Annotated in this window: 9 protein-coding genes; 1 reads left to right on the top strand and 8 read right to left on the bottom strand. The window is 63.0% G+C overall.

Features of this window, described 5'->3' with window-relative positions; translation table 11 throughout:
• Positions 1-87: 87 nt before the first annotated feature.
• The 3 genes from L8U60_RS09270 to L8U60_RS09260 form a co-directional block, all read right to left on the bottom strand.
• Complete coding sequence (locus L8U60_RS09270) at positions 88-564, bottom strand: GNAT family N-acetyltransferase (protein WP_269966085.1); 477 nt, start codon at positions 562-564, stop codon at positions 88-90.
• Between the two features lie 6 nt (positions 565-570).
• Positions 571-2,352 carry an acetyl/propionyl/methylcrotonyl-CoA carboxylase subunit alpha gene (locus L8U60_RS09265; protein ID WP_269966084.1) on the bottom strand — a complete coding sequence of 594 codons (1,782 nt, stop codon included), beginning with the start codon at positions 2,350-2,352 and terminating at the stop codon, positions 571-573.
• Positions 2,353-2,472: 120 nt separating this feature from the next.
• On the bottom strand, positions 2,473-3,366 hold the full coding sequence (locus L8U60_RS09260; protein ID WP_269966083.1) for a sulfurtransferase: 894 nt from the start codon (positions 3,364-3,366) through the stop codon (positions 2,473-2,475).
• A gap of 214 nt (positions 3,367-3,580) precedes the next feature.
• On the opposite strand from L8U60_RS09260, the gene L8U60_RS09255 reads away from it, so the two are divergent.
• The gene (locus L8U60_RS09255; RefSeq protein WP_269966082.1) at positions 3,581-4,642 is read left to right on the top strand and encodes a Cj0069 family protein; all 1,062 of its coding nucleotides are present in this window, start codon (positions 3,581-3,583) and stop codon (positions 4,640-4,642) included.
• Between the two features lie 62 nt (positions 4,643-4,704).
• On the opposite strand, the gene L8U60_RS09250 is transcribed toward L8U60_RS09255, so the two are convergent.
• The 5 genes from L8U60_RS09250 to L8U60_RS09230 all read right to left on the bottom strand — a co-directional run bounded on the left by L8U60_RS09250 (position 4,705) and on the right by L8U60_RS09230 (position 9,374).
• Positions 4,705-5,103 carry a DUF3151 domain-containing protein gene (locus L8U60_RS09250; protein ID WP_269966081.1) on the bottom strand — a complete coding sequence of 133 codons (399 nt, stop codon included), beginning with the start codon at positions 5,101-5,103 and terminating at the stop codon, positions 4,705-4,707.
• A gap of 42 nt (positions 5,104-5,145) precedes the next feature.
• Positions 5,146-5,934, bottom strand: coding sequence for an acetoin reductase (locus L8U60_RS09245; RefSeq protein WP_269966080.1), 789 nt, complete (start codon positions 5,932-5,934; stop codon positions 5,146-5,148).
• Positions 5,935-6,125: 191 nt separating this feature from the next.
• Entirely contained in the window at positions 6,126-6,959 is an 834-nt protein-coding gene (locus tag L8U60_RS09240) for a carbohydrate ABC transporter permease (RefSeq protein WP_269966079.1), read from the bottom strand.
• Positions 6,956-7,969: a carbohydrate ABC transporter permease gene (locus tag L8U60_RS09235; protein ID WP_269966078.1), complete on the bottom strand. Its 1,014-nt coding sequence runs from the start codon at positions 7,967-7,969 to the stop codon at positions 6,956-6,958. The genes L8U60_RS09240 and L8U60_RS09235 overlap by 4 nt, the downstream gene beginning before the upstream one ends.
• Before the next feature lie 148 nt (positions 7,970-8,117).
• A complete protein-coding gene (locus L8U60_RS09230; RefSeq protein WP_269966077.1) occupies positions 8,118-9,374 on the bottom strand; it encodes an ABC transporter substrate-binding protein in 1,257 nt (418 codons plus the stop codon).
• Positions 9,375-9,388 lie beyond the last annotated feature (14 nt).

Here is a 9,388-nt window from a genome sequence, read left to right as displayed (position 1 = left end):
CTTTTGTGGGGATTTGCACGATTTTTGAAAATCGTGCAATGAGGCGGTCCCGCGGGGCGGCCAGCGGGGCACGACCGGGGCCCGGCCCTAAAGCTGCTTCGTCATCACTTCCGGGTGGTGGTCGGACCAGGTGAAGCCGAAGGACTCGTAGACGTGCTGGGCGCGGTCGTTGCCTGGCTCGACGTGGAGGGCGATGGTGGTGGCGCCTTGGGAAGCAGCCAAGTCGCACGCCGCCTGCAGCAGGATGCGGCCGAGCTGGTGGCCGTGGGAGCGGTTCTCCACGGCGATGGCCAGCTCAGGGATGTCGGGGCCGAGGTTGGCGTCGGTGTAATCATCTTCGGGTGCCCAGTAGCGCAGCCAGACCCCGCCGGCGGGGACGAGCTCGGGGTCGTAGGCGATGAACCCGCCGTCGCGCTCCGGGGACCACTTTCCCACGTACTCTTCGGCGCTTTGGACGGCACCGATGCGGGAGCGGGACTCATCGCCGAAGACGTCGGCGAGGTAGTCGAGGCGGCGCAGGTAGGTGCGGTCGGATTCGGTTGCGGGGACGAGGGTGAACTTCATAAAGGGTTATTGGATCTCCAGTAGTACTGCGTTCTTGTTTACCTGTTCGCCCTGCTCAGCGGCCAGCCCCTTGACGGTGCCGGACTTGTGGGCCTTGACAGGGTTTTCCATCTTCATGGCTTCGAGGACGAGCAGGATGTCGCCTTCGTTGACGCTGTCGCCTTCGGCCACGTTGACCTTAACGACGGTGCCCTGCATCGGCGCCGGCACCGCATCGCCCGACAGAGCAGCGCCAGAAGAACGGCGCTTCTTGGACTTGCGCTTCGCACCGTTGCCGATGACCAGGGAGGAGGGGAGAGCGACTTCGATGCGGCGGCCGTCGATCTCTACGGCGTACGTCCGGTTGCCACCAGGTTCCTCGGCGTCGTCGTCCGTGTCCTGGTACGGCGGGATGGTGTTGTTGAATTCCTCTTCGATCCACCGGGTGTAGACACCAAAGCGCGTGCCGTCACCGATGAAGGCCGGGTCATTAAGAACGGCCTGGTGGAAGGGGATAACGGTGGGCAGGCCGGCGACCTCGTACTCGGAGAGAGCGCGGCGGGCACGCTGGATGGCCTCGTCGCGGTCCTCACCGGTGACGATGAGCTTGGCCAACATGGAGTCGAACTGGCCGCCGATGACGTTACCGGCGCGAACACCGCTGTCCACGCGGACGCCGGTGCCGGAAGGCTCGACGTAACGGGTGATGGTGCCCGGTGCCGGCATGAAGTTCATGCCGGGGTCCTCGCCGTTGATGCGGAACTCGATGGCGTGGCCACGCGGTTCCGGGTCGGAGGTCAGGCGCAGGGGCAGGTCGGAGGCGATGCGGAACTGCTCGCGGACAAGGTCGATGCCAGCGGTTTCCTCGGTGACGGGGTGCTCCACCTGGAGGCGGGTGTTCACTTCGAGGAAGGAGACAAGGCCGTCAGAGCCATCAGCCTCCGGCGCACCAACGAGGTACTCCACGGTGCCGGCGCCGTAGTAGCCGGCCTCCTTCACAATCGCCTTGGCGGAGGAGTGGATGGACTCGCGCTGTGCATCGGAGAGGAACGGGGCGGGTGCCTCTTCGACGAGTTTCTGGAAGCGGCGCTGCAGGGTGCAGTCGCGGGTACCGGCGACGATGACGTTGCCGTGCTTATCCGCGATGACCTGGGCTTCAACGTGGCGGGCGCGGTCGAGATAGCGCTCGACGAAGCACTCGCCGCGGCCGAAGGCAGCGACGGCTTCACGGGTAGCGGATTCGAAGAGCTCCGGAATTTCTTCGCGGGTGTGGGCGACCTTCATGCCACGGCCACCACCGCCGAAGGCAGCCTTGATGGCCACTGGCAGACCGTGTTCGTCTGCAAAGGCCAAGACTTCGTCGGCAGTAGCGACCGGATCCTTCGTGCCCGGGGCCATCGGGGCACCGACCTTCTCAGCGATCTGGCGGGCTTCCACCTTGTCGCCCAGCAGGGCGATGGCCTCGGGGGAGGGGCCGATCCAGGTCAGGCCTTCATCGATGACGCGCTGGGCAAAGTCAGCGTTCTCCGACAGGAAGCCGTAGCCCGGGTGGATCGCGTCCGCGCCGGAGGCCTTAGCAGCGCCGATGATTTTGTCGAAGTTGAGGTAGGAATCCGCCGCGGTGGCGCCGCCGAGGGCAAAAGCTTCGTCAGCAAGTTCGACGAAGGGAGCATCAGTGTCCGGCTCGGCGTAGACAGCTACGGAGGCGATGCCAGCGTCCTTGGCTGCGCGGATGACGCGCACGGCAATTTCGCCGCGGTTGGCGATCAGAACTTTGCTGATGGTCAGGGCGTTGGACGCTGCGGACAATTCAAAAACTCCTCGTCGGAAACTTTCGGGACGTCAATCAGGGTAGAGCACTTCTGCCCATATAAGAGGTATCGCACGCAGGACACGAAGAATTACAGCCCCGCGCCCCTAAACCAGGGCCTAGTCCGCTTCTCGCTCAATCGGCATGCGGATCATGTTGCCCCATTCGACCCAGGAGCCGTCGTACAGCGCGACATCTTCTAGCCCAAGCACGTTACGCAGGATGAAGCAGGTGTGCGCCGCGGACTGTCCGTTGCTGCAGTACGCGATGATGGAGGGGTTGTCCGTGTCCACGGTGGCTAGGGTCTGGGCATAAGCCTCAGCTATCGACGCCCTATCCTTCACCCGCCCATTCGGATACACCGACGCTCCCCATGGGTGATTGACCGCGCCCGGGATATGCCCATGGCGTTGAACAGGGGAGGAGCAGTTGGGTTCCTTCTGCGTTAGGTGCTCGGCGCCGGCGTAGAACTCGGGCCCGCGTGCGTCGATAAGCAGATGATTCTTGCTGCGCGTGCGAACATCATCGACGAACGCGCGGCGTGGCTTATCTTGGCGCTCCACCACCGGGTAATTGCGGGAGGGGTAATCGGGGACGGCGTAGGAGGTGTCGCGTTCCTCGCCCATCCACGCGTCGCGGCCGCCGTCGAGGAGGCGCACGTCCGGGTGGCCGAAGAGCTCGAAGACCCAGGCGGTGTAGGCTGCCCACCAGTTGTTGCGGTCACCGTAGACGACCACGGTGTCATCGCGGCCGATGCCCTTGTCGTTCATGAGCTTGGCAAATGCCTCACCGTCGATGAAGTCCCTCACCGTCGGGTCGTTGAGGTCCCGGTGCCAGTCAATGCGTACGGCGCCGGGGATGTGGCCGATGTCGTACAGGAATGCGTCCTCGTCCGACTCCACCACGCGGAGGCCATCGGTGCCCAGGCGGGCCGACAGCCAGGAGGCAGAAACGAATTTTTCCGGGTGCGCAAAGTCCTGAAATTGGGCAAACGGGTCGAATTCGATTCCCATGCGAGTGTCCTCCCAAAGCGTGTTTACAGTCACTAGACACCATACATGTGAACCGCTACCCCCGAAGGTGGATTGTGTGGCCTATCGCGGCTGTGAGGTTAGTTACTAAACGGCCTTCCGCGAGGGCGGGAAGAAGGGTTAGGCCGTAATCTCAAAAGTGGGATTATTTCCGCGTTATATGAGCACTACTGAGCACTATTGAAAGGGATTCACTGTGCACAAGGCAATCGTCGTCTTCGAGGTCGAGGGTGGTTCTGACAAGTACTTCGATGGGCACCGCAAGGACACCATGCCCATCGTCAACGCCATCAAGGAGAAGGGCTGGAATTCCGAGGTCGTGTACTTCCGCCCTGAGTGGTCTGACGCGATCTTCGAGTACGTGTCCAACAACTTCGACGGCTACATCTCCCGCGTGAACCCGGGCAACATCCCGGGCGGTGAGAAGGGCTACTTCGACCTGCTCACCCGCCTGTCCGAGGCAGGACTTGTGGGCATGTCCACCCCGGAGGAGATGGTCTCCTACGGTGCCAAGGACGCACTGGTGAAGCTGAACAAGACCTCCCTGGTCCCGGAGGACACCGCCGCGTACTACGACATCGAGTCCTTCCACAACACGTTCCCGACCTCCCTGTCCTACGGTGAGCGCGTGCTCAAGCAGAACCGCGGCTCCACCGGTTCCGGCATCTGGCGCGTACGCCTCGCGGACGAAGCCCTGGCCGCCTCCGTCGAGCCCGGTACCGCCCTGCCGTTGGACACCAAGCTCAAGTGCACCGAGGCAGTGGACAACCACACTGAGGACCGTGAGCTCGGTGAGTTCATGGACTTCTGCGACCAGTACATCGTTGGCGACAACGGCATGCTCGTGGACATGCGCTTCATGCCGCGCATCGTTGAGGGCGAGATCCGTATTCTCCTCGTCGGCCCGCACCCGGTCTTCGTGGTGCACAAGAAGCCGGCCGAGGGCGGCGACGCATTCTCCGCAACCCTGTTCTCCGGTGCGCAGTACACCTACCAGAAGCCGGAGGAGTGGCAGGAGCTCGTCGATATGTTCGCCGAGGCCCGCCCGGTCATCGCTGAGAACCTCGGCGGCGACAACATCCCGCTGATCTGGACCGCGGACTTCATGCTCGCGGACGACGATGAGACCGGCGAGGACACCTACGTCCTCGGCGAGATCAACTGCTCCTGCGTCGGCTTCACCTCGGAGCTGGACATGGGCATCCAGGAAATGGTCGCTGAGGAGGCCATCAAGCGCGTCGAGGCAAAGCACGCTTAAAAGCCTGCTTATCGACGTTTAACCGCGCCGCCCACCATTCGGGCCGGCGCGGTTTACTTGTTTTAGCCGAGCAGCTTTTCGACGCTCTCCGGATCCGCATCCGACAACATCTGCCGGCAGCGGTCATATTCCGCGTCGTCCCCGATCCTCTTGGAGGCCAGCGCCAGCATCGCGATGGCCTTGAGCACTGCTTGGTTCGGCTCGTGCGAGGCCGGGACCGGACCCCAGCCCTTCCACCCGTTCGCGCGGAGACGGTCCAGCGAGCGGTGGTAGCCGGTGCGAGCGTAGGCGTAGGCAACGATCGGGTCGCCCTCGGCCAGCTCACGCTCAGCCCGGGCAGCCCACACCGCGGGGGAGTCCGGGTGGGCGATGGCGGTGGCGTTATCAAACAAATCGCTCCCGCGCGCCGGGTCCTCAGGGAGGTGGACCGGCGGGGGAGCGAGCATATCCTTAAATTCCATGGTCCTACGCTACCAACTCCGGGGTGCGGTGAGGCAGCAGGTTTAGCGGTAGACCATGCCGCCGTCGGTCAGAATGGACTGGCCGGTGATGTAGTCCGAGTCCTCCGAGGCGAGGAAGGACACCAGGTTGGCTACATCCTCCGGGGTCTGTGCGCGGCCAAGGGCGATGCTCTCCACGTTCTTCTCGTAGGTGGCGCCGAGCTCAGCGCCGGTCAGCTCGTGGAAGCGGCGGTCAATGTCCACCCACATGTCGGTGCCCACGATGCCCGGGCAGTAGGCGTTGACCGTGATGCCGTCGCTGGCGTATTCGCGCGCAGCCACCTGGGTCAGCGCACGCACCGCGAACTTGGAGGCGGAGTAGGCGCCGAGGATGGGGAAGCCGTCGTGGCCAGCGATGGAGGAAGCGTTGATGATCTTGCCGCCGTGGCCGAGCTCCTTGAACTTGGCGGCAGCAGCCTGGATGCCCCAGACAACGCTCTTGATGTTGACGTTGAACATGGCGTCCAGCTCATCGTCCGTAATTTCATCGATCGGCTGGACCTGGGCGATACCGGCGTTGTTCACGATGATGTCAAAGCCACCCAGTTCCTTCTCCGTGCGCTCGATGGCGGCGTAAACCTCGTCGCGCTTGGACACATCGGCCCCGATGGCGATGGCCTTGCGGCCCAGCTTTTCAATCTGGGAAACGGTGTCGGCGCAGTTCTCTTCCTTCAGGTCGAGGACGGCTACGTCCGCGCCGTCCTGAGCAAGGCGCAGGGCGATGGCCTGGCCAATACCGCGTGCGGATCCGGTGACAAGGGCGACCTTGCCGTCGATAGCTTTCGTTGGCATGTTGTTCTCCTGTTTGTACCGTGTGCGTTTCTCTTCTGGCTGACTTTGTCGGCCACGGCCCACGGTACGCGGGAGAAACGAATTGTTCAGGGGGGGCCACTGCTACGAACTTTCCAAAGTTGGTAGCAGTCCTGGTGTTTTAGAGGGGTTGTGCGCCATTTTTGAAAATGGTGCACAAAGCTCCTGGGCGCCTAGCCCTTCACGCCGCCCGCCGTCAGGCCGGAGACGATCCGGCGCTGGAACACCAGCACCATGAGGATGAGCGGGACAGTGACCAGGGAGCCGGCAGCCATGATGGCGGCGTAGGGGTACTCGAAGGCGCTTGGCCCGGAGAAGCGGGCGATGGCCACCGTGACCGGCTCGGTTGCGTTGGTGGACAGCTGGCGGGCCAGCATAAACTCGTTCCAGGTGGCAATGAAGGCGATGATCGCGGTGGTGAAAATGCCCGGTGCTGCCAGGGGGAGCAGCACTTTGCGGAAGGCTTGGCCGCGGGTGGCGCCGTCCACACGCGCTGCTTCCTCCAGCTCCCACGGCAGCTGACGGAGGAAGGAGATGAGGGTGTAGACGGTCAGCGGCAGGGCGAAGGAGATGTTCGGGATGATCATGGCGCGGTAGGTGCCAATCCAGCCGAGGTCGCCGAAGAGCTGGAACAGCGGGGTGACCAGCGCGATGCCAGGGAACATGGACGCGGCCAGGATGATGCCGGTGACCAGCCCCTTGCCGCGGAAGTTCAGGCGCGCCAAAGCGTAGCCGGTGAACACGCCGACGATGACGGCCAGGGCGGTGGTGACCAGGGAGATGATCAGGGAGTTCCCAATCGCACCGAGGAAGTCATTGCCCTTGTCCGTGGCCAAGGCGTCGCGGAAGTTCTCCATGGTCACGTGCGTGGGCCAGGGAGTGGTGTCAAAGGTGTGCTTCTTATCCCGCAGCGCGGTGACCAGCATCCAGTAGAACGGAGCCAGGCCCCACAGGAGGATGAACAGCACGCCCAAGACGTGCCCGATGGATCCAAGACGCTTCTTCATCGTGCGACCTCAGCTTTCTTTGCCTGACGCTTCTCTATCCGCCGCTCCCTGCGGGACCGCGTTTCCTCACCACCGACATCGGCGCCGCCAAACCGGACGAGGAGGAAGGCGACGGTGAAGATGAGGAGGAAGATAAGCGTCGATAAGGCGGACGCTGAGTTGAAGTTGTTCTGGCGCATGTCTTCGACGACGAGCTGCGAGATGGTGGCGGTGGGGGAGTTAGACGAACCGGAGATCATGATGACGGGCAGGTCATACATGCGCAGGGCGTCGAGGGTGCGGAAGAGGATGGCCACCATGAGGGTGGGGCGGATGAGCGGCAAGGTGATGCGGGTGAAGGTCTGCCACGCGGAGGCGCCGTCGACGCGGGCGGCCTCGTAGACATCCTTGGGCACCATCTGCAGGCCGGCGAGGATGAGCAGGGCCACGAACGGCGTGGTCTTCCACACGTCCGCGATGATGACGGCGATGCGCGCCGCCCACGGATCAGTGGTCCAGGCGATGTCCTGGCCGAGCAGGGAGTTCACAATGCCATTGGGGGCGAACATGAACTGCCACAGCTTCGCCGTCACAGCTGTGGGGATCGCCCACGGGATGAGCACCGCCGCGCGCACGAGCGCACGCACGCGGGAGGGGTGGTTCATGATCAGCGCCATGACCATGCCCAGCACAGCTTCCAGCGAGACGGTGACCACGGTGAAGAACAGCGTGATGCCCAGTGCCGGCCAGAAGTCCGTGGCCAGTACACCCGGCGGGCACTCGCCGACGGTGCCGGCGGGGCTCATGCAGCGGTTCTGGATCCAGTACAGGTAGTTGTCTAGGCCGGCGAAGCCACCGTCGACGAACACGCCGGTTGCCGGATCAAGGTGGCGGTTGGCCTGGAATGACAGCCAGATCGCGCGGACGATGGGGTAGCCGATGACAATTGCCAACACGATCAGTGCGGGCGCGACTAAGGCATACGCTTTGCCGGCATCGCTGCGGGTGCGTCGCTTCACCACAGTGCTCATGAACTCTCCTTAACACTCACTCCCAACTCGGGCGAGCGTACTATGCGGACGCAAAAAACGGCAGGGCCGCAGGCGGTAAACAAACCGCTGCGGCCCTTTCCTTGTTACTTCTTCATTGATGCCGTTAGGGGCCAAAGAAGAATTCGAGTCACTGTGCTGCCTGCTTGATAGCAGCAGCCATGTCCTTGGTTGCATCGTCGACGCTCTTGCCGTTAGTCAGTGCGGCGTAAGCGTTGTCCTGGATGGCCTTGGAGATAGCCGGGTAGAACGGCGAAACCGGACGCGGCTTCGCGTTCTCCAGGGACTCCTTGAGAGCCGGCAGGTACGGGTGCTCCTCAATCAGAGCAGCATCGTCGTAGATGGAAGCCAGAACCGGCGGGAAGGATGCCTTGGCGAAGGAGAGCTGGTTCTCCTCGCTAACGATGAACTCGATGAAGTCCTTGGCGGTTGCCTTGTGCTTGGAGTTCACGTTGATGCCGTTGTTGTAGCCACCCAGGGTGGACACACCGACACCGTTCTCGCCGACGAGCGGCTGAACCTCAAAGTTCAGGCCTGCCTCCACAGCATTGGTGTACATGTACGGCCAGTTGATCGCCAGAGCGGTCTTGCCCTCGGTGAAGGCCAGGTTGGTCTCCTCCTCGGTTGCGGCGGTGGAGTTCTTGGCGATGGTGCCGTCCCCATACGCGTCCACAAGCGCCTGCAGACCAGCCTTTGCCTCAGCGGACTCGACGGTCGGCTCACCGTTGTCATCGATGACGGAGCCGCCCCAGCCGTTGATGAAGCCCAGGGTGTTCACCGTCAGGCCCTCGTACTGCTTGAGCTGGGTGGTCAGGCAGTCGCCCTCCACAGCCTCACACGCGGACTTGATGTCAGCGAAGGTGTCCGGCTTGGACGGAACCTGGTCCACGTTGCGGAACAGCAGCTGGCCGTTGGTGTTCTGCGGAAGTGCGTAGAGCGTGCCGTTGTAGGTCGCGGAATCAACCGTTGCCTGCAGCAGCTTGGAGGTGTCCACTGCGTAGTCGCCCTCGAGTGGCTCCAGCCACTGGTTAGCAGCGAAGTCAGCGGTCCAGACAACGTCCAGCGCCATGACGTCGTAGTCAGAGTTGCCAGCCTGGAGGGACTGCACGAGCGTATCGCGCTGGTCGTCTGCCTCACCGGCGAGCTCCTTCAGGGTCACCTGCTCATCCGGGTGCTCCTTGTTCCAGGCCTCAATGATCGGAGTGATCTTATCCGTGTCATTACGGCCCATGGCAAAGGTGATCGGGCCGCGGTCCGAGCCCGAAGACTGTGCGTCGGAGCCAGTGTTCGAATCAGCAGAGTCATCCGAGCACGCGGTCAGTGCGGTAGCGGACAGTGCGATGGCGCACAGTGCGGCGCCAGTCCTGCGGGTTACGTGAATTTTCATGCATCGACCTTTCA

This window comes from Corynebacterium meitnerae (assembly GCF_027570075.1).
In the GTDB taxonomy this organism is placed as follows: Bacteria; Actinomycetota; Actinomycetes; order Mycobacteriales; family Mycobacteriaceae; genus Corynebacterium; species Corynebacterium meitnerae.
Note: the sequence above shows the minus strand (reverse complement) of the source record. Positions and strands in the feature narration are given on the sequence as shown.

Excerpts from the sequence above, each read along its gene's own strand:
- L8U60_RS09270 (WP_269966085.1), bottom strand. The coding sequence starts at position 564 with ATGAAGTTCACCCTCGTCCCCGCAACCGAATCCGACCGCACCTACCTG.
- L8U60_RS09260 (WP_269966083.1), bottom strand. The coding sequence starts at position 3,366 with ATGGGAATCGAATTCGACCCGTTTGCCCAATTTCAGGACTTTGCGCAC.
- L8U60_RS09250 (WP_269966081.1), bottom strand. The coding sequence starts at position 5,103 with ATGGAATTTAAGGATATGCTCGCTCCCCCGCCGGTCCACCTCCCTGAG.
- L8U60_RS09245 (WP_269966080.1), bottom strand. The coding sequence starts at position 5,934 with ATGCCAACGAAAGCTATCGACGGCAAGGTCGCCCTTGTCACCGGATCC.
- L8U60_RS09240 (WP_269966079.1), bottom strand. The coding sequence starts at position 6,959 with ATGAAGAAGCGTCTTGGATCCATCGGGCACGTCTTGGGCGTGCTGTTC.
- L8U60_RS09235 (WP_269966078.1), bottom strand. The coding sequence starts at position 7,969 with ATGAGCACTGTGGTGAAGCGACGCACCCGCAGCGATGCCGGCAAAGCG.
- L8U60_RS09230 (WP_269966077.1), bottom strand. The coding sequence starts at position 9,374 with ATGAAAATTCACGTAACCCGCAGGACTGGCGCCGCACTGTGCGCCATC.